20 protein-coding genes are annotated in these 19,017 nt (G+C 58.7%); 6 read left to right on the forward strand and 14 right to left on the reverse strand.

Features of this window, described 5'->3' with window-relative positions; genetic code table 11:
* Positions 1-112 precede the first annotated feature (112 nt).
* The 13 genes from ACL2XP_RS17570 to yceD all read right to left on the reverse strand — a co-directional run bounded on the left by ACL2XP_RS17570 (position 113) and on the right by yceD (position 10,592).
* The gene (locus tag ACL2XP_RS17570; RefSeq protein ID WP_413734229.1) at positions 113-910 is read right to left on the reverse strand and encodes a metal-dependent hydrolase; all 798 of its coding nucleotides are present in this window, start codon (positions 908-910) and stop codon (positions 113-115) included.
* Between the two features lie 11 nt (positions 911-921).
* Complete coding sequence (gene holB, locus ACL2XP_RS17575) at positions 922-1,926, reverse strand: DNA polymerase III subunit delta' (protein ID WP_413734230.1); 1,005 nt, start codon at positions 1,924-1,926, stop codon at positions 922-924.
* On the reverse strand, positions 1,923-2,564 hold the full coding sequence (tmk, locus tag ACL2XP_RS17580) for a dTMP kinase (RefSeq protein WP_413734231.1): 642 nt from the start codon (positions 2,562-2,564) through the stop codon (positions 1,923-1,925). Before tmk ends, holB begins: the two co-directional genes overlap by 4 nt.
* Positions 2,554-3,570, reverse strand: coding sequence for an endolytic transglycosylase MltG (mltG, locus tag ACL2XP_RS17585; protein ID WP_413734232.1), 1,017 nt, complete (start codon positions 3,568-3,570; stop codon positions 2,554-2,556). The genes tmk and mltG overlap by 11 nt, the downstream gene beginning before the upstream one ends.
* 12 nt (positions 3,571-3,582) lie before the next feature.
* On the reverse strand, positions 3,583-4,383 hold the full coding sequence (gene pabC, locus ACL2XP_RS17590; protein WP_413734233.1) for an aminodeoxychorismate lyase: 801 nt from the start codon (positions 4,381-4,383) through the stop codon (positions 3,583-3,585).
* Between the two features lie 81 nt (positions 4,384-4,464).
* The gene (gene fabF / locus ACL2XP_RS17595) at positions 4,465-5,706 is read right to left on the reverse strand and encodes a beta-ketoacyl-ACP synthase II (protein WP_413734234.1); all 1,242 of its coding nucleotides are present in this window, start codon (positions 5,704-5,706) and stop codon (positions 4,465-4,467) included.
* A 79-nt stretch (positions 5,707-5,785) separates the two neighbouring features.
* A complete protein-coding gene (gene acpP, locus ACL2XP_RS17600) occupies positions 5,786-6,022 on the reverse strand; it encodes an acyl carrier protein (RefSeq protein ID WP_011410921.1) in 237 nt (78 codons plus the stop codon).
* 154 nt (positions 6,023-6,176) lie between these two features.
* Positions 6,177-6,911 carry a 3-oxoacyl-ACP reductase FabG gene (gene fabG / locus ACL2XP_RS17605; RefSeq protein WP_413734236.1) on the reverse strand — a complete coding sequence of 245 codons (735 nt, stop codon included), beginning with the start codon at positions 6,909-6,911 and terminating at the stop codon, positions 6,177-6,179.
* Between the two features lie 14 nt (positions 6,912-6,925).
* Complete coding sequence (gene fabD / locus ACL2XP_RS17610; protein WP_413734237.1) at positions 6,926-7,855, reverse strand: ACP S-malonyltransferase; 930 nt, start codon at positions 7,853-7,855, stop codon at positions 6,926-6,928.
* A gap of 18 nt (positions 7,856-7,873) precedes the next feature.
* Positions 7,874-8,827, reverse strand: coding sequence for a beta-ketoacyl-ACP synthase III (locus tag ACL2XP_RS17615; protein WP_413734239.1), 954 nt, complete (start codon positions 8,825-8,827; stop codon positions 7,874-7,876).
* A 6-nt stretch (positions 8,828-8,833) separates the two neighbouring features.
* Entirely contained in the window at positions 8,834-9,868 is a 1,035-nt protein-coding gene (gene plsX / locus ACL2XP_RS17620) for a phosphate acyltransferase PlsX (protein ID WP_413734240.1), read from the reverse strand.
* A gap of 15 nt (positions 9,869-9,883) precedes the next feature.
* Positions 9,884-10,054 carry a 50S ribosomal protein L32 gene (gene rpmF, locus ACL2XP_RS17625; protein ID WP_162364591.1) on the reverse strand — a complete coding sequence of 57 codons (171 nt, stop codon included), beginning with the start codon at positions 10,052-10,054 and terminating at the stop codon, positions 9,884-9,886.
* A gap of 16 nt (positions 10,055-10,070) precedes the next feature.
* On the reverse strand, positions 10,071-10,592 hold the full coding sequence (yceD, locus tag ACL2XP_RS17630; RefSeq protein WP_413734242.1) for a 23S rRNA accumulation protein YceD: 522 nt from the start codon (positions 10,590-10,592) through the stop codon (positions 10,071-10,073).
* 139 nt (positions 10,593-10,731) lie between these two features.
* On the opposite strand from yceD, the gene ACL2XP_RS17635 reads away from it, so the two are divergent.
* Positions 10,732-11,316 (forward strand): Maf family protein, encoded by a 585-nt coding sequence (locus ACL2XP_RS17635; protein ID WP_413734244.1) that lies wholly within the window; start codon positions 10,732-10,734, stop codon positions 11,314-11,316.
* 19 nt (positions 11,317-11,335) lie between these two features.
* Here ACL2XP_RS17635 and rluC read toward each other — a convergent pair whose 3' ends face one another.
* Positions 11,336-12,292, reverse strand: a complete 957-nt coding sequence (gene rluC / locus ACL2XP_RS17640) for a 23S rRNA pseudouridine(955/2504/2580) synthase RluC (protein ID WP_413734245.1) — start codon at positions 12,290-12,292, stop codon at positions 11,336-11,338.
* Positions 12,293-12,857: 565 nt separating this feature from the next.
* Here rluC and rne point away from each other — a divergent pair.
* The 5 genes from rne to bssS all read left to right on the forward strand — a co-directional run bounded on the left by rne (position 12,858) and on the right by bssS (position 18,952).
* Positions 12,858-16,553: a ribonuclease E gene (gene rne, locus ACL2XP_RS17645; RefSeq protein ID WP_413734246.1), complete on the forward strand. Its 3,696-nt coding sequence runs from the start codon at positions 12,858-12,860 to the stop codon at positions 16,551-16,553.
* Between the two features lie 131 nt (positions 16,554-16,684).
* Positions 16,685-17,731, forward strand: a complete 1,047-nt coding sequence (gene pyrC, locus ACL2XP_RS17650) for a dihydroorotase (protein ID WP_413734248.1) — start codon at positions 16,685-16,687, stop codon at positions 17,729-17,731.
* 76 nt (positions 17,732-17,807) lie between these two features.
* Positions 17,808-18,047 (forward strand): DNA damage-inducible protein I, encoded by a 240-nt coding sequence (gene dinI / locus ACL2XP_RS17655; RefSeq protein WP_413739210.1) that lies wholly within the window; start codon positions 17,808-17,810, stop codon positions 18,045-18,047.
* A 181-nt stretch (positions 18,048-18,228) separates the two neighbouring features.
* Positions 18,229-18,507, forward strand: coding sequence for a hypothetical protein (locus ACL2XP_RS17660; protein WP_413734249.1), 279 nt, complete (start codon positions 18,229-18,231; stop codon positions 18,505-18,507).
* 190 nt (positions 18,508-18,697) lie between these two features.
* Positions 18,698-18,952, forward strand: coding sequence for a biofilm formation regulator BssS (bssS, locus tag ACL2XP_RS17665; protein WP_413734251.1), 255 nt, complete (start codon positions 18,698-18,700; stop codon positions 18,950-18,952).
* Positions 18,953-19,017: the final 65 nt, after the last annotated feature.

Here is a 19,017-nt window from a genome sequence, read left to right on the forward strand (position 1 = left end):
ATTACGAAGAGTAAAATAAATCGGCGCGGGAGTGTTTGATTACAGTCACGTTTCGCGCAAAGGGTACCGCTAAATAATGCCGATTACGAGCCGAAATTATTCCCCGCGCGGTTCAGGCCGGGAGCGTCAGGCGCTGGGGCGCGACATGGAACAGTCGGCCGAAATTGGCGGTGGTGGCAGCGGCCAGTCGTTCTACCGTAACGCCCTTGAGCTGCGCCACGAAATCGGCCACATCCCGTACATAGGCGGGCTGGTTCTCTTTACCGCGGTAGGGCACCGGCGCCAGATAAGGCGAATCCGTTTCCACCAGCAGGCGATCGAGCGGCACGTAGCGGGCCGCTTCGCGCAGCTCTTCGGCTTTGCGAAAGGTCACCATGCCGGAAAAAGAGATATAAAAACCCAGATCCAGCAATACCCTGGCCGTGGCGGTATCTTCCGTAAAACAGTGCAATACCCCGCCGCACTCCCCCGCCCGCTCTTCCTGTAAAATAGCCAGCGTATCTTCACGGGCCGCGCGGGTATGCACGATCACCGGCTTATCGAGCTCGCGGCCGATGCGGATATGCTCGCGCAGCGCCGCCTGCTGTTCTTTCTTGTTATCCTGCTGGTAGTAATAATCCAGCCCGGTTTCGCCCAGGGCCACCACGGCCTCGCCGGCGGCCAGGCGGCGCAGCTCGGCAAAATCATAAGGCTCATCCAGATTAAGGGGATGAATGCCGCAGGACATCAGCACCTCGTCGCGCCGGCCGATCAGTTCGGCCATGTTGCGAAACCCCTGCAGCGTGGTGGCCACCGCCAGCATCAAATGCACCTCGCGGGCTTTGGCCTTGGCGACCACATCGGCCACGTCGCGGTGCAGCGTTTCATAATTCAACCCATCCAGATGACAGTGGGAATCAACTAAAAACATGGCTATGACCTTTATAATGTCCAGGGATGCGTACGCCCGTCAGGGGCGTCATTTTCCCAATTAAGCAGTTGGTTGGTTAAGACCAATTCACGGTTAATGCCGGCGATGGCCTGCCATTGCTGGCGGCATCCCAGCCATTGATGCAATTGGTGATGCAAGGCCCCGGCCTGATACCGGGTGCCCAGTTCGCTGACCAGGTGAAGCTGATCCTGGTTAATCATAAAGCCGGTGGCGCCCTGCTGCCATTTCAGCGCATCGGTTAGCAAGCTGAGCAGCCAATAGAGCGGCTCGTCGTCCTTATCTTTATTGAGCAGGGGCAGCAGCGGCAGGAAATCGCGCCGGGCGAGCGCGCTGCCGATGCCGGCGCACAGCGCCGCCCGCTCCGTCCAGCGAGCGGGTTGCAGCAATTCCAGCGCGCCGAGGGGCGCGCCGCCGGCCAGACGCAGCGCGGTGCGGGCCTGTTCCGCCCCCTCGATGCCCTGCTGGCGCAGCCACTGCAACCCGACGGCTTCGTCAGGGGAAGGCAGGTGCCAGTACAGGCAGCGGCTGCGCAGGGTCGGCAACAGGCGGGACGGCTCGCGACAGCCCAGCAGGAAATACGTGCGTTCGGGCGGTTCTTCCAGCGTTTTTAGCAGCGCGTTGGCCGCCTGTTCGGTCAGCAGTTCGCTGTGCGGCAGCCAAACAACTTTGGCGCCGCCCTGCTGGGCATGATTATACAGCGGATCGATAATCTGGCGAATGCTGTCCACGCCCAGGCTCAGGCGCCCTTTTTCCGCCTCCGGCTGATAGAAATCGGGATGCGTGCCGGCCATCATCAGGCGGCAGCTATGGCAATGGCCGCAGCTTTTGATGCCTTCCGGCTGCTGGCAAATCAGCCAGCGGCCCAGGGCGTAAAACAGCGATGATTCGCCATTGCCCTTGAGCGCATGGATCAACAGGGCATGATGCCCCTGCCCCTCCTGGTAGCGGGCGAGAATTTGCCGGTAAGGCGCATTCAGCCAAGGGTACCAGTTCACGAATGCCGCTCCCCCGCACCAAGCCAGCTTTCCAGCCGATCGCGCAGCGCGGCGCCCACCTGCTCCAGCGGCCGGCTGGCATCCAGGGTGATAATCGCGGGATCGGCGGCGGCCAAAGCCTGGTAGCGCAGGCGGGTGCGCTCAAAAAACGCCAGCGATTCCTGTTCAATGCGATCGAGCTCGCCGCGGGCCCGGGCGCGTTGCAGCCCCACTACCGGCGGCAGATCGAGATACAGCGTCAAATCGGGACGAAAATCCCCCAGCACCAAATCGCGCAGCGTGGCCAGCAGCGTCGGATCGACTCCGCGCCCGCCGCCCTGGTAAGCCTGGGATGAGAGATCGTGACGATCGCCCACCACCCATGCGCCGCGGGCCAGGGCCGGTTTGATCACATTTTCCACCAGCTGTACGCGGGCGGCATAGAGCATCAGCAATTCCGCCTTGTCGGTCACGACGTCGCCGTCGATACCGTCCTTGATTAACCGGCGCAGCACTTCCGCCAGCGGCGTGCCGCCCGGCTCGCGGGTAAAGACCACATCATGGATGCCATGGCGGCCGAGAGTCTCGACCACCACGCTGATGGCGCTGGTTTTGCCGGCGCCCTCAAGTCCTTCGATGACAATGAATTTACTGTCCATGGTTTTCCTTAACGCTTTCACGGTATTGCTGTACGGCCTGATTGTGGCTCGCCAGGTTAGTGCTGAACACATGTCCGCCCTTGCCGTCGGCGACAAAATAGAGATAGGACGTCTTGGCCGGATGCGCGGCGGCATCCAGCGCCGCCTGGCCCGGCATGGCGATGGGCGTCGGAGGCAGCCCGGTTATCACATAGGTATTATACGGCGTTGGCGCGCTCAGGTCTTGTTTGCCGATCGTGCCGCGATAACGCTCGCCCATGCCGTAGATGACGGTCGGGTCGGTTTGCAGCCGCATGCCCAGGCGCAGGCGATTGATAAATACCGACGCGACTTTGGCGCGCTCGTCCGCGACCCCGGTCTCTTTTTCAACGATCGAGGCCATGGTCAATAAGTCCAGCGGCGTTTTATAAGGCAACCCGGGCGCCTTGCCCTGCCAGGCCTCATCGAGGGCTTTATCCATGCGCTGCCCCGCGCGCTTTAACAGGGCGGTATCGGCGGTTTGGGCGGTATAGAGATAGGTATCGGGATAAAAATGCCCCTCCAGCGGCGCCGAAGGCTCCCGCCCCAGTTTTAACGCCAACCGATCCTCCGCCACGCCTGCCAGCGTATGTTTAAGATAAGGCGCTTTGCCGAGGATGGCCAGCCACTCTTTAAGCGTGGACCCTTCAACGAAACGTATGGAAAACTGCGCTTCGCGGCCGCTGACCAATAACGCCAGCATCTGGCGCACGGTCATGCCGGGCGTAAAGCGGTAGGTGCCGGCTTTAAAGTTGGCCAGCTCCGGCTCCAGCAGCCACAGGCCCGGCAGCCAGCGGGTACGCTTGACGATATGCTGTTGGTGCAACGCGAGTTTAAGCCCTTCGCGGCCGGTGCCGGCGGGCAAAGTGAAAATGGTATCTTCACGGATGGTCAGCGGGGACGCGGCGAAGTGCTTAATCTGGAACAGGCAAAAAGCTAACCCGCCCGCCAACAGGATGACGGCGATAATCAAAATCTTTTTCTTCATGCAATAACTCTGTTAACAGTTCGGGCTGACGAAATCAAACAAGGTCCGGGAATCATACCGGCGTTGATCGATGGCAGTGACCGGCAAAACCGGCATCAGCGCGTTACACACTATCGCCTCATCGGCACTCTCAAGCTCCGTGGCGACGGCCTCCACCAGACGGACCCTGAATGGCGAAGCGGCCAGCTGCCGCAAAATATGCCGGCGCATGACCCCGGCCACGCCCGCATGTTCCAGCGCCGGCGTAAACACTTCGTCGCCTTTACGCCAGAAGATATTCGCCGCGCAGCATTCAACCACCATCCCCCGGGTATCGAGCACCAGCGCTTCCCCGGCATCCGCGACCCGATCCAGATGGGCGCGGATCAGCACCTGCTCCAGCCGGTTAAGGTGCTTGATTCCCGCCAGCAGCGAACCGCGCGCCAGCCTGATGGGGCTAAGGGCCAGTTTAACGCCGCTTGCGCGCCAGGCGGCGTATTGGGCCGGGACGGGCCGGTGGGAAATAATGCGCAGCGGCGCGGCGCAGCCGGTGGGACTGTAGCCGTGGCCGCCGCTGCCGCGGCTGATTATCACTTTGAGCACGCCTTGTTGCCGGAGTTCAGCGACCTGGTTCATTTCATGAGTCAGCGCCTGCCAATCCGGCGGTGGGAATAACAGGCGTTCGGCGGCCTGGGCCAGGCGCTCAAGATGGTACGCCATCAATTCGACCCGCCCGGCGCGGATCAGCGCGGTGGTGAAAAAACCATCGCCGAACTGGATGGCGCGATCGGTCAATGGCAGGTACTGCTGGGATTGTCCGTTGATCCAATACATATCTCACCCGCTAAGCCGCCGCTCAGGCGCCAATGATAAAAAAATGGCCCGATAAACGGGCCATTGGTCATAACTCTACGATTAAAACTTACGAAACACCAGCGAGCCGTTGGTGCCGCCGAAACCGAATGAGTTACAAAGCGTATATTCCATCCTGGGTGCCTGCCGCGCTTCATTGGGCACAAAGTCCAAATCGCATTCCGGATCGGCATTATCCAGATTGATGGTAGGCGGAACCGCGCCGTCACGCAGCGCCAGGATACTGAAGATCGACTCAATCGCCCCGGCCGCGCCCAGCAAATGCCCGGTCATGGATTTGGTGGAACTGATCATGACTTTATATGCCTTTTCGCCAAATACGGATTTCACGGCATAGGTTTCGGCTTTATCGCCCACCGGCGTGGAAGTGCCGTGGGCATTGATATAGTCGACCTGCGACGGCGTAATGCCGGCATCGCGCAGGGCATTGACCATGGCCAGCGCCGCGCCGGCGCCGTTTTCCGGCGGCGAGGTCATGTGGTAAGCATCGCTGCTCATCCCAAAACCCACCAATTCGGCATAAATTTTCGCGCCGCGCTTTTTAGCGTGTTCGTATTCTTCCAGCACCATGACGCCGGCGCCGTCGCCCAGCACAAAACCATCGCGGTCACGATCCCACGGACGGCTGGCCGCCTGGGGATTGTCGTTGCGGGTCGAAAGCGCGCGGGCCGCGCCAAAGCCACCGACGCCCAGCGGAGTGCTGCCTTTTTCGGCGCCGCCGGCCAGCATGACATCCGCATCGTTATACGCAATGATGCGCGCGGCATGGCCGATGTTATGCACGCCGGTGGTACAAGCGGTGGCCACACAAATACTGGGGCCGCGCAGTCCACACATGATAGTCAGGTGACCGGCTATCATATTGACGATGGTGGATGGCACAAAAAACGGGCTGATTTTACGCGGACCGCCGTTGACCAGGGCGGTATGATTATCTTCGATTAAACCCAGGCCGCCAATGCCGGAGCCGATTGCCGCCCCGATACGCGGTGCGTTTTCTTCGGTGACCTCCAGTCCTGAATCCCGCATGGCCTGCATGCCAGCCGCAATGCCGTACTGAATGAAGATATCCATCTTGCGGGCTTCTTTACGAGAAAGATAATCTTCACAATTAAAATTTTTCACTAAGCCAGCAAAACGTGTTGCATAGGCAGTAGTATCAAAATGGTCGATCGGGCCGATGCCACTCTGTCCGGCTAGGAGCGCGCTCCACGTAGATTCTACGGTATTGCCGACAGGAGACAACATGCCAAGTCCGGTCACAACTACTCGACGCTTAGACACGCTTGTCCTCCAAGGAGGGAAAATATGACGCTGTGGGACAAAAACTTAGGCGGTCGAGTGACCGCCTAGGGATGTTCGCTTACTGCTGGCTTGCCTGAATGAAATCAATAGCTGCCTGGACAGTAGTGATTTTCTCAGCTTCTTCGTCCGGAATTTCAGTATCAAATTCTTCTTCCAGCGCCATTACCAGCTCCACGGTGTCGAGAGAATCGGCGCCGAGGTCATCGACAAAAGAAGCATTATTAACGACTTCTTCTTTCTTAACACCCAGTTGCTCAGCGATGATTGCCTTAACGCTTTCTTCGATAGTGCTCATACTCTTAAATTTCCTATCAAAACTCGCTTACGCGATGGTTTTCGTAGTGTATAAAATGTTGAAAAAGATGCAACTAAATCCCGGCTGGTCAAACCACGATTTTATGCTATTTTGCGGTGTTTACCACAAATAACGCAAATGATTTTCGTGCTTTTTACAGCATATACATGCCCCCGTTGACATGTATCGTTTCACCGGTAATGTATGCCGCCTCGTCTGAGGCGAAAAAAGCAACAGCACTGGCAATTTCTTTCGGATCGCCAAGACGATTTGCCGGAATCCGGGACAAAATGTCCGCACGGTGGTCATCTGTCAACGCTTCGGTCATATCAGTAGCAATAAAACCGGGCGCTACCACGTTTACCGTGATGCCGCGCGAGGCGACTTCACGAGCCAACGATTTGCTAAAGCCAATCAAACCGGCTTTGGCAGCGGCATAATTCGCTTGCCCGGCATTTCCCATCGAGCCAACAACAGAACCGATGGTAATGATTCTGCCATAACGCTTTTTCATCATCGCGCGCATTACCGCCTTGGACATGCGGAATACGGAAGTCAGGTTAGTATCAAGGATAGCCTGCCATTCGTCTTCTTTCATGCGCATCAGCAGATTATCACGCGTGATACCCGCATTATTCACTAAAATATCAGCTTCGCCAAATTCTGCGCGCATTTTCTCTAAAAGAGTATCGATGGATGCGCTATCCGAGACATTCAATTGCAACCCTTTGCCCCGGTTGCCCAGGTAGGTGCTGATGGCTTCGGCACCCTGCGCGCTGGTAGCGGTGCCAATCACGATCGCGCCGCGTTCAGCCAGCATTTCAGCGATGGCTCGGCCAATTCCCCGGCTGGCGCCGGTGACCAGGGCGATTTTACCTTCAAAGCTCATTGAATTCCCCATATTTATAGCTCAATCGCCGCGGCCAGCGACGCCGGGTCGTTAACCGCCGCGCCGGACACGGTGGCGACAATGCGTTTGGTCAGGCCGGTAAGCACTTTGCCGGGCCCGACTTCCAATAAAACGTCCACGCCCTGCGCGGCGAGGTATTCAACGGTTTCAGTCCAGCGCACCGGATTATACAGCTGACGCACCAGGGCCAGGCGGATCGCATCGGGATCGGTCTCGGCCTTGACGTCGACGTTATTGACCACCGCCACGGCGGGGGTGGAAAACGGGATATCTTTCAGCGCCCGGGCCAGCCGATCCGCCGCGGGTTTCATCAACGCGCAGTGGGACGGCACGCTGACGGGCAGCGGCAAGGCGCGTTTGGCGCCGGCGGCTTTGCAGGCCGCGCCCGCGCGTTCCACCGCCTCTTTATGCCCGGCGATCACCACCTGGCCCGGCGAATTAAAATTCACCGGCGAAACGACCTGCCCCTGCGCCGATTCAGCACAGGCCTTGGCGATGGCGTCGTTATCCAAACCAATAATGGCCGCCATGGCGCCCACGCCGGCCGGTACGGCTTCCTGCATCAGCCTGCCGCGCAGTTCCACCAGTTTCGCCGCCTGGGCGAAGTCCAGCACGCCGGCGCACACCAGCGCCGAATACTCGCCAAGGCTGTGCCCGGCCAGCCATGACGGCCGCCGGCCGCCCTGCCGCTGCCAGACGCGCCAGATGGCCACCGAGGCCGCCAGCAGCGCCGGCTGGGTTTGCCAGGTTTTATTCAGTTCTTCCGCCGGCCCTTGCTGGGTCAGTCGCCACAGATCATACCCCAACGCGGCTGACGCTTCTGCGAAGGTGGCCTCAATTAGCGGATTTTGCGCCGCCAGTTCTGCCAGCATGCCGACGGTCTGGGACCCCTGGCCTGGGAATACCATTGCAAATTCTGTCATGTGGATGTTCCTGTTAAATCAAAACCGAATCAGTGCCGAACCCCAGGTAAAACCGCCGCCGAAGGCTTCCAGCATAATCAGTTGGCCACGCCTGATGCGGCCGTCGCGCACCGCTTCGTCCAGCGCCAGCGGTACGGAAGCGGCGGAGGTGTTGCCGTGCCGGTCGAGGGTCACCACCACTTTATCCATGCTCATATTCAGGCGCTTGGCCGTGGCGGCGATAATCCGCAGGTTGGCCTGGTGCGGCACCAGCCAGTCCAGTTCGGCGCGGTCGAGCTGATTGGCGTTCAGGGTCTCATCGACAATATGCGCCAGTTCGGTCACCGCCACTTTGAACACTTCGTTGCCCGACATGGTCAGATAAGCCGGCGCGGTCGGGTCGAGACGATCGTGATAAGGCAGCGTCAGCAGATCGCCGTAGCGGCCGTCGGCGTGAATATGGGTCGAGAGTATCCCGGGCTGCTCGGAGCGGCCCAGCACCACGGCGCCGGCGCCGTCGCCAAAGAGAATCAACGTGCCGCGGTCGGTGGGGTCCAGCGTGCGGCTCAGCATGTCCGAACCGACCACCAGCGCATATTCCACCGCGCCGTGCTTGATATATTGATCCGCCACGCTCAGGGCGTAGGCAAATCCGGCGCACGCGGCGGCCAGATCGAAGGACACGGCATCGCGAATACCCAGGTGCTGCTGGATTTCACATGCGGAACTTGGAAACGCATGGCTTGAGGAGGTGGTGGCGACAATAATCAAACCCACCTGCCCCGCGTCGATACCCGCCATTTCCAGCGCGTGCTGCGCCGCGGTGAAACCCATGGTGGACACGGTCTCCTTCACGCCGGCGATACGGCGTTCACGAATACCGGTACGGGTCACGATCCATTCGTCGGAGGTGTCCACCATTTTTTCCAGGTCGGCATTGGACCTTATTTGTGCCGGAAGGTAACTGCCGGTACCGAGAATCTTTGTATACATGTACGCTTAATCACTCTTGGGTAATACCGCATCAAGGCGTGCGGCGATCCGTTGCGGAATCTGCCGCTCCACCGCTTGCATTGCCTGTTCGATAGCGACGGTAAACGCGCGCTGATTTGCCGCCCCGTGGCTTTTAATCACCGTGCCACGCAAACCTAACAGACAAGCGCCATTATACTGGTCGGGATTAAGATGGCCGAATTGGCGCGCGAGACGTTTTTGCACCCAGCGCTTGATTAATTTCATCAGCCAACCCTGCCTGCCGCCGTCCCCTGAGGATTTAAGCAAAGACAGAAAAAGTCTTATCACCCCTTCCATGGTTTTTAATGTGACATTGCCGACAAACCCGTCACAAACCAGCACATCGGTTTTCCCTGTCAGCAATTCATTGGCTTCAAGATAACCGATATAGTTGATTGACGGAATACTTCTGAGTAGTGACGCGGCCTGCTTGATATTGTCGAGGCCCTTGGTTTCTTCCTCGCCGATATTAAGCAGCGCCACCCGCGGGTTATTCACGCCCACGATCTCTTCCGCCATGACCGCGCCCATAATGGCGAACTGGGCCAGCATCGGGCCATCGCATTCAACATTGGCGCCCAGGTCCAGCACCACGGTTTTCCCGCGCTGCTGGTGCGGCAGCACGGTCATCAGGGCCGGGCGCTCGATTCCCTCAAGGGGTTTAAGCAGCAGCTTGGCCAGCCCCATCAGCGCGCCGGTATTGCCCGCGCTGACGCAGGCCTGCGCCCGCCCTTCCTTGATCAGCTCCAGCATGATGCGCATGGAACTGCCGCGGCTGGCCCGAATGGCATGCGACGGCTTGGCGTCACCGGCAATAACGGATTCGGCGGGAATGACCGTCAATCGCTCAAGCAGAACGGAATCTGTTTTTGCCAGTAATGGATTTATCGCAGCGGGGCTGCCGACAAGCAGCAATTCTAATTGCGGATGATAAGCCAGTGCCTGCAATGCAGCAGGCACTGTCACGGCGGGACCGAAATCACCGCCCATTGCATCTAACGCCAGGGTTAGACGTATCAATGTATCGCCTTTAAATTACTTGGCGATAACTTTGCGACCGCGGTAGAAACCGTCGGCAGTGATGTGGTGACGCAGGTGGGTTTCACCGGAGACTTTGTCCACTGATACGGTAGAGGTGGTCAGCGCGTCGTGAGAGCGGCGCATACCACGTGTAGAACGGGTGGGTTTATTCTGTTGTACGGCCATGGACCTTACTCCTTGATTACTTTCGCTTTAAACTGGCTAATACGGAAAACGGGTTAGGTTTTTCAACCTCGGACGGCAATTTGCCGAATACCTGTTCCGCGTCGGACACTTCACAGTGTTCATTATCATGAACCGGTGCGATAGGCAGCGAAAGAATAACTTCATCTTCAATCATTGCCAGCAGGTCTACCTCGCCAAAACCATTGACATAGACCGCTTCGTACGCTTCCGGCAATGCCTCAGCCTGCTCGTCGGTAACGACCGGGCTAAAACAAAATGTCGTGTGTACCTGATGCGCAAACGGCTGATTGCAGCGCTGGCACAGCAGCGTCACCGCCACGTCCGCACTGCCGTCGATCACCGCCAAGCGCTGATTATCGATATTAAACGACAACGACGCCTGGACATCACTATCCACACTTACCACGGATTCGGCAATACGCGTAACCTGCTCAGGCGCATAGACACCAACATAGTCCAGGCGTTTCTGTGCAGTACGGGCCGCATCGATAGTCAGGGGTAATTTTACTTTTTGCATAGGGCGCGCATATTAACTTTGTAACGACATAGAGTCAAAGAAAAAGGCGTTTTTACCCGCCTTTCAGCAATATTCGCTTCCGAAGCGGCGAACAGTTTAAAATGACCGGCGGAAATAAGCCATTATCGGAATAAAAAATATGTGCGAAATTGTTTTAGCGTCCTCTTCGCCTTTCCGCCGGGCCCTGTTGGAAAAATTAAACCTGCCCTTCCACAGCGCCGCGCCGGACATCGATGAAACGCCCCTGGCCGGCGAAGCGGCCGCGGCAATGGTGCTGCGCCTGGCCGGCGCCAAAGCCCGGGCGCTGGCGGAGCGCTATCCCGCGCACCTGATTATCGGCTCCGACCAGTGCTGCGTATTAAACGGCCGCATCACGGGCAAGCCCCACACCCGGGAAAACGCCATCGCGCAACTGCGGCAGGCCAGCGGCCGGCGCGTAACCTTCTACACCGGACTTGTGCTGCTCAACAGCCGCACCGGCCGCGCGCAGGAAACGGTGGAGCCGTTCCATGTCGTTTTTCGCACCCTGGCCGACCCGGAAATCGACGGTTACGTCACGTTGGAACAGCCCTGGCACTGCGCCGGCAGCTTCAAGAGCGAAGCCCTGGGGATCGCCCTGTTCGATTCCCTGAGCGGCCGCGACCCCAATACGCTGATCGGCCTGCCGCTGATAGCCTTGGCGGCGATGCTGCGCGACGAAGGCGTCAATCCCTTAACGCGTTAACCCGCGGCGGGCCGCGCGGTTATTTATCATTGGCCCGCAGGAACAACAGGCACTGGCGCAAATCTTTATCCAGCGGCGCTTCGATCCGCATGGTCTCGCCGGTGTCGGGATGTTCGAAGCGCAGGGCCGCGGCGTGTAAAAACAGCCGGTGCAGGCCGGTCCCTTTGAGCTGCTGATCAAACTGCGCGTCGCCATAACGGTCGTCGAAGGCGATGGGGTGGCCGGCATATTGCGCATGCACGCGTATCTGATGGGTGCGCCCGGTGAGGGGGCTGGCCCTGAGCAGCGTGGCGTGGGCGAAGCGCTCCTCCACTTTAAAGCGCGTCTCGGACGGTTTGCCGTCGTGGCCGACCCGCACGATGCGCTCGCCGCTGGCCAGAATATTTTTAAGCAAAGGGGCGGACACCAGCTTGGTTTGCGACGGCCATTCGCCGGCCACCAGCGCCAGATAATCCTTTTGCATGCCTTTCATGCGCAATTGCTCGTGGAGCAGGCGCAGGGCCGAGCGTTTCTTGGCCACCAGCAATACCCCGGACGTATCCCGGTCCAGGCGATGGACCAGTTCAAGGAAGCGCGCGTCCGGACGCAGGGCGCGCAGCCCTTCGATGACGCCGAAGCTTAAGCCGCTGCCGCCGTGCACCGCCGTGCCCGAGGGCTTGTTCAGGATAAGCAGATGATCGTCTTCATATAAAACCGCGTCGGCCAAAGCCGCCACTTTACCCAGCAAAGGGGAAACCGGCGCTTGGTCCGGCGCCGATTGCCTGACCGGCGGGATGCGCAGCTCATCGCCGTCCAGCAGTTTATATTCCGGCTTGACCTTTTTTTTATTGACCCGCACTTCCCCTTTGCGCACGATGCGATAAATCATGCTTTTCGGTACCCCCTTTAAACGGGTACGCAAAAAGTTGTCGATCCGCTGACCGGCTTCATCGGCAGAAATGGTGATAAATTGTACGCTAACGTTATTTTCATTCATGGGACGCGATTCTAAATATACCGCCACCATAGCGCCACTCCTTTTTCTGTGCTTAACTGTGCTTTAATTGGTAAAAAAGTTTTTCGGGTTGATTCCGGCTTCGTTGCACGCGGACCGAGCGGGAATGTAACCGTCAGTCGGAATCTTGTTATCAAGAGGTAAAGTCGCCTTGCTATATGAGTGTCAGCGGTGGAATAATGTCTTAACTTTCCACACTGCTCCCGTTAAAGGCGAGAAATCGTGGAATTTTTAAATTTGCCGGATTAACCATACACGCAGCAATGGCGTAAGACGTATTGATTAATCAGGCAGTTAGCGGGCTGCGGATTGCAGCTTGGCCGGCAAAAGGAATTCGTTCTGGCGACCGTTATCAGACGCTATTCCCCTAGTAAATGCGCTGTTTTTCTCTCAGGATTACAGGCTACCGAAATAATGCGCCCCTCTGCTAGCGACAACCGTGAGGTTGACGGTTTTGCGACAAGTCACGGGGCCGTCGGTGATTACCCGGTCATGCGTTTTTTTGCCCGCAGCTCTGATGCCAATGCATAAAAAAGAGTAAGTTGAGATGAAAAGAATGTTAATAAACGCAACTCAGCAGGAAGAGTTGCGGGTTGCTCTGGTAGATGGCCAGCGGCTGTATGATCTGGATATTGAAAGCCCCGGTCATGAGCAGAAAAAAGCGAATATCTACAAGGGTAAAATCACCCGGATTGAACCCAGTCTTGAAGCGGCGTTTGTCGACTATGGCGCCGAGCGCCACGGCTTTCTGCCCCTGAAAGAAATTTCCCGCGAATATTTCCCCGCGCAATATGCCTCCCACGGCCGCCCGAATATCAAGGACGTGCTGCGTGAAGGACAGGAAGTCATCGTTCAGGTCGACAAGGAAGAGCGCGGCAACAAGGGCGCGGCCCTGACGACGTTTATCAGCCTGGCCGGCAGCTATCTGGTGCTGATGCCGAATAATCCGCGCGCCGGGGGCATTTCCCGCCGCATCGAGGGCGACGATCGCACCGAGCTGAAAGAAGCGCTGTCGTCCCTGGAACTGCCGGAAGGCATGGGCCTGATCGTGCGCACCGCCGGGGTGGGTAAATCCGCCGACGCGCTGCAATGGGATCTGGCGTTTCGCCTCAAGCATTGGGAAGCCATCAAGAAAGCCGCCGAAGGACGCCCTGCGCCTTTCCTGATCCATCAGGAAAGCAATGTTATCGTCCGCGCGTTCCGCGACTACCTGCGTCCGGATATCGGCGAAATCCTCATCGACAACCCCAAAGTGCTGGAAAAAGCCAAAGAGCATATCGCTTCGCTCGGCCGCCCCGACTTCAGCAGCAAGATCAAATTATACAGCGGTGAAATTCCCCTGTTCAGCCATTATCAAATTGAATCGCAGATCGAATCGGCGTTTCAGCGTGAAGTGCGCCTGCCGTCCGGCGGTTCGATTGTCATCGACACCACCGAAGCGCTTACGGCCATCGATATCAACTCCGCCCGATCCACCCGCGGCGGCGATATCGAAGAAACCGCCTTCAACACCAATCTTGAAGCGGCGGACGAAATTGCCCGCCAGCTGCGCCTGCGCGACTTGGGCGGCCTGATCGTCATCGACTTTATCGATATGACGCCGGTGCGCCATCAGCGGGAAGTGGAAAACTGCCTGCGCGAGTCCGTACGCCAGGATCGCGCCCGTATCCAGATTGGCCGCATTTCGCGGTTCGGTTTGCTTGAACTCTCCCGCCAGCGCCTGAGTCCGTCGCTGGGAGAATCCAGCCATCATGTCTGCCCGCGCTGCGGCGGCACCGGCACCATTCGCGATAACGAATCCCTGTCCCTGTCTATTTTGCGCCTGATTGAAGAAGAGGCGTTAAAAGAGAATACCCACGAAGTCCACGCCATCGTTCCGGTGCAGATCGCCTCTTATCTGCTCAACGAAAAGCGCGATTCGGTGAATGCCATCGAGCGTCGCCAGGGCGGCGTGCGGGCGATTATCGTACCGCACGATCAGATGGAAACGCCGCATTACGCGGTGCTGCGCGTACGCAAGGGCGAAGAGGCCCCGACGCTGAGCTATCTTTTGCCGCAGCTGCATGAAGCCGAAATGGCCCAGCCTTCCGAAGAGCCTGCGGCCGAGCGTAAATTGCCAGAGCAGCCGGCCCTGGCCGCGTTCGTGATGTCCGATACTCCGCCGCTGTCCGGCGAACCGTCGGCAACCGAACCCGCGGTCGTCGCCGCGGAGACGGCCGCCCCGGCCGGCCGGCCGGCGGCTGCCAAGCCTGCCGCCGCTTCCGCCGCCGCTCCCGCGGCCCCAGGCGTGCTCAGCCGCGTGATGACCAAGCTGAAAAGCTGGTTCAGCGAACCTGAGCCCGATACCGGGCCCGCTACGGCGGTAGAAGTGAAAGACGTCGCGCCCGTGACCGAAGCGCCCGAAACGCCGCGTCGCCAGGGTCAGGGCCAAGGGCAGGATCGCCGCGGCCAGCGTCGCCAGAATGTTCGCCGGGATCGTAACGGCGAGCGTGGCGGCGAACGCGAACAGCGCGCCCCGCAGGAAGGCCGCCAGCCGCGCGAAGCCCGCGAGCCAAGAGAACCCCGCGAGCGCCGCGAACCCCGCGACGATCAGCGCAGGGGCAAACGCCAGAATGCGCCGGTGGAAACGGAAGTTATCGATACCGATATCATTGAACAGCCGCAAACCGGGGAAGATCCGGCGCCGCGCCGCGAACCGCGCGCGGATCGTCCGCGCCGCCGCCAGGAAGACAAGCGTCAGCAGCCGGAAGTCAAAGCAGAGCCGGTAGCAGCGGTTGAACCGCCGGCCGTTGTCGCCGACGCCGTTAGCGACGACGATAAGCCGACGCCGGTCATGCCCCGCCGTCAACGCCGCAACCTGACGCAGAAAATCCGGGTGACCAATAATGACGATGCTGCCCGCGACGCCGAAGACCAGGCCGCGCCGGCGAACGAAAGCCCGATCGGGGAAAACGCCGCCCCGCTGCCCGTCGTTGCCTACCAAAGCAACGACGCCGAGACGACGGATGCCCAGGAAAACCCGCTGACGGATAATCACGGCGATAATGGCCGCAACGGCAACGAGGCGGGCCTGCCCCGCCGCTCGCGCCGTTCACCCCGCCATCTGCGGGTCAGCGGACAACGTCGCCGCCGTTATCGTGACGAACGCTACCTCAACCAGTCGCCGGCTCCGCTGAGCAGCGCCGTCGCGTCGCCTGAAATGGCATCCGGCAAAGTCTGGATCAGCTATCCGGTTACGCCCATCGAGCGATTTGAGCAAAATCCGTCGCCCGTCAGCGAAACGCCGGAGCCGACCCCGTCCGTAACGCAAAACGTCGCCCAGCCGCCGGTGGCCGCCATTGTCCCGGAACATCAGGATCGGGAGCAAACTGCGGTAACGGAGCCTGCCGCACCCGCTTCAGGCGTCGTGCAGTCGGAACCGTTGGCGCCGCAGGAGCGTCCCGAGACTACGCCCGTTCCTCAGGAAGCCACCCCGACGCAGACGGCCGCCGTCGATGAGTTGCCCGAGGTGATTAACCCCGAAGATCGGGACGTTGCCCGGCAGCAGGCCGCCGCCGCCAAACCCGCCGGTGACTCGCTTTCCGCCGTGGCCGACACGGATACCTCCGCACCGCTCGGCGCGGATTCCGCCGCCGTGCCGGTCGAAGCGTCGTTTGCCACCCTGGCGGAAGAAACGTCCGCATCCGACCCGGTTGCTACCGCAAACGGGTCGGTGGATGCCGAGACTGCGCCCGCCGTCGCGGCGCCGGGCGAAAGCCAGCCGGCAACGGCCGCCGCACCGGCCAATACGGCGGTGGTGCTGCTTTCCGATGAGACTATCGCGGCCTTGCAAGTGTCCCGGAAAGTTCCGGCTGCGCAGCATGACCCGATATCACCGGTACCGTCCGCATCCGTGACGGCTGCTCCCGAGGTAAACCCAGTGGAAAACGAAGCCGAGACGATTGCCCCGGCCCCGCAGACCGAACCGACGGCAAGCGAACCGGCCCAGGCCGCCGTGCAACCGGCCGGCGAACCCGTGACGCCGCGGGCGCCTACCGCAGACGCGCAGCCGCGCTTTAAGCACCATGCCAGCGCGCCGATGACCAAGGCCCCTGCCCCGGAGTATGTTCCCACCCCGGAACCGGCCAGCGAATGGCATCGCCAGGACTACCAGTTTGAGGGACGGGGTTCGGCCGGTGGCCATGCCGCCGCCAACCAGGCGGCAGCGCCGGCGACCAAACCGACGCCTAAAGACGAAAACTGATTGAGTCACGACAAACCCGCTTCGGCGGGTTTTTTTATGGTGCATCTTCACCCCGATACGCTTATTCTTATACCCCGCCGTTATCTTGACCCTGATCGCTTATTTGCCCTTCTCTAGCCGGAGCCTTGCCCATGACTTCAACGCCTACCGAGATTACCCTGCGCCGACCCGACGATTGGCACCTGCATCTGCGCGACCACGAGATGTTGCGCGCCGTATTGCCCTATACCAGCCGCGTCTTCGCCCGGGCAATCATCATGCCCAACCTGTCTCCGCCGGTGACCACCATGGCCCAGGCCGTCGCCTATCGCGCGCGTATAATGGCGGCGGTACCGGCGGGGCATCATTTCCAGCCGCTGATGACCTGTTATCTCACCGACACGCTGGATAAAGCGCAATTGGTGGACGGCTTTGCCCAAGGCATTTTTACCGCCGCCAAATTATATCCGGCCAACGCCACCACCAACTCCAGCCACGGCGTGACGCAAATCACCGCCATCTATCCCTTGTTCGCCGCTATGGAAAAGATTGGCATGCCGTTATTGATCCATGGGGAAGTAACGGCGGCGGAGATCGATATTTTCGATCGTGAAGCCCGGTTTATCGAACAGGTTATGGAGCCGATACGCCGGCATTTCCCGGCGTTAAAAATCGTCTTCGAACACATTACCACTCTGGAAGCGGCGCAATATGTGCTGGCGGCGGACCGCCACCTGGCGGCGACCATCACCCCGCAGCATCTGATGTTTAACCGCAACCACATGCTGGTCGGCGGCGTGCGGCCCCATCTGTTTTGTTTGCCGATCCTCAAGCGCAATACTCACCAGGACGCGCTGCGCGCGGCAGTGGCCAGCGGATGCGACCGCCTGTTTCTCGGCACCGACTCCGCGCCGCATACCCGGCATGCCAAAGAGTCCGCTTGCGGCTGCGCGGGCGTATTTAACGCGCCCGCCGCCCTGGCGGCCTATGCCGCCGTATTTGAGGAAATTGGCGCATTGGCGCATCTGGAGGCTTTTTGCTCCCTTAACGGCCCGCGCTTCTACGGCCTGCCGCTTAATGAGGATTTCATTACCTTGCGGCGCAGCGCGCAAACACAGCCGGAAAGTATCCCGCTGGGCGACGAGTCCCTGGTGCCCTTCCTGGCGGGACAAACGGTGAATTGGATCATCGAGGCCTAAAAGAAAGCCGCTGCCTCTTGCGCCATCAACGCATATACTGTATAAATAAACAGGCGTTGATACTATGAGAAAAAATATGCGTATCGAAATTACCCTGGCTAAAGCGACACCGCTGCCCGCTGGCGCGCTTGAGGCATTGACCAAAGAATTCACCACCCGGATTGATAAACAGTTTACCGATTCCCATGTGCAGGTCCGTTATGCGGGTGCCAATGGCATAAGCGTTATGGGAGGCAGTAAAGAAGACAAGGCGCTGATCACCGATATCCTGCAAGAGACGTGGGAAAGCGCCGATGACTGGTTTGACCCTCAATAATAAGAAGTTTGTACTGTCGCTTCGCCGGGATCTTTCCCGGCTTTTTTATGGGTAAAATCTGAGCGCGATCGCAAAACATTATTGAGAATAGTCGACGCTGCTATTGGCAAACGCCGCTTTCTGGGCTGTAATCACCCAAGGCAACGCATTTTGCACAGGCCATATTGGGGGGAGCGCCGCTATGATGACCACGAAACCGGAAGAAGCCATGACCTTCGGCGAATTGCTGGAGTTAATCAGTCAACAGCAACGCAGGCTTAACGTACTGGAGATCGCCTTTTCGTATTTATCTTTCAGCCTGGATGAAAAAGCCAACCAGCTGTTAATCCATAATCTGCTGCTTGAAGCGCAGAATCAAAACCGCGATGCCATTATGCAAAAATATTTTTCCCAGCTAGCCAATGAAATGGCTAATCGCATCAATCCGATTGTTCCTCCCGCCGTGCCGGAACAGGAATAATTATCAGAATCGCCCTATGGATAAGGCTCTTCGCTGATAGAATTTTTAACTAAAGAATGCAAAAGTTAAAAAAAATCGTTTAATTAGCAAAAAAAGTGACAAGGCGGGGGTATACTTAGTTTGCTCGCTAAAAAGGAGCCGCATGAGCCTCAAAGTCACTCTTATTAAACGAGTCAGAAAAGGGGTATTTATGGACAGAAAAAACGAGATTATTCATACCCATCCACTGGTCGGCTGGGACATCAGCACCGTAGACGCTTACAATGCCATGATGATCCGCCTGCATTACATCAACTCCACCAGCCAGGCTACCGAAGATGCGGAAGTGGATCGTACTTTATGGCTGACCACCGATGTCGCGAAGCAGCTGATATCCATACTTGAAGCGGGCATCGCAAAAATTGAAGCAACGGAATATCAGGATCTTGATCACCGCAAACACTAATCTCGACGCTACCCCTCGGGCACCCGCTGCTTTGCACCGGGTGCTTTTTTTATTATCCTATTTTA

Origin of the sequence: Sodalis sp. RH21 (genome assembly GCF_047324175.1) — a bacterium.
Taxonomy (GTDB): domain Bacteria; phylum Pseudomonadota; class Gammaproteobacteria; order Enterobacterales; family Enterobacteriaceae; genus Acerihabitans.